Below are 876 nucleotides of genomic sequence, written 5' to 3' on the forward strand. Positions count from 1 at the left end.
GTGCCGGGGGAGCTCGCGGAGTACTTCCCCGACTGCGACTCGGTGGTCACCTGTGCCGGGGGAGCTCGCGGAGTACTTCCCCGACTGCGACTCGGTGGTCACCTACCGCCGTCTGCGCCGCGACGGCGCGAGCGGTGAGCCCACGAACTGGGCGGAGAACGCGGTCCGCCCGGAACTCGCGGCCTCCATCGACGTCCGCGACCTCGAACGGTGGCCGATGACGAAGGTGCTGCGGGATTCGGTCGGGGTCAGGATCAGCCGGATCACCGACACGGTCGAGGCGAGACTGGCGGACCCCCGGACGGCGGAGCTCCTGGAGGTCCCGCTGCTGTCACCGATCCTGCACTACACGGGGGTGTCGTACGACGCGGCGGGCCGGGTGGTGGACGTGGCCCGGATCCGGTACCGGGGGGACCGTTTCGCCTTCTCGGTCACGGTGGAGGCGTCGCGGTAACGGGGTCCTCTTGGCTGCGGGTGCGCTGTGGCTGAGCGCGCGGTTCCCAGCGGAGCTGTTGTGCCCGGGGGTCGTCTGCGGACGGGTGGGTGGCTGGTCGCGCAGTTCCCCGCGCCCCTGATCTGCCGGGGGTTCGTCTGCGGGTCGTGTGTGGCTGAGCGCAGTTCCCCGCGCCCCTGATCTGCCCGGACTTCGTCTGCGGGTCGTGCGTGGCTGAGCGCGCAGTTCCCCGCGCCCCTGATCTGCCCGGGGTTCGTCTGCGGGCCGTGTGTGGCTGGTCGCGCAGTTCCTCGCGCCCCTTTGGGGGCCGGGGTTCGGTCACGGCCCGCAGACGAACCCCAGGGGCGCGGGGAACTGCGCGACCAGCCACACACGGCCCGCAGACGAACCCCGGGCAGATCAGGGGCGCGGGGAACTGCGCG

Annotated in this window: 1 protein-coding gene; it reads left to right on the top strand. The window is 72.3% G+C overall.

Features of this window, described 5'->3' with window-relative positions; all coding sequences use genetic code 11:
• Positions 1-454: UTRA domain-containing protein (locus tag ACJA3G_RS37820; RefSeq protein ID WP_406557521.1), on the top strand; the 454-nt coding region annotated here is incomplete at its 5' end.
• Positions 455-876 lie beyond the last annotated feature (422 nt).

It is taken from the genome of Streptomyces sp. YS-3 (assembly GCF_045257485.1).
Lineage (GTDB): Bacteria > Actinomycetota > Actinomycetes > Streptomycetales > Streptomycetaceae > Streptomyces.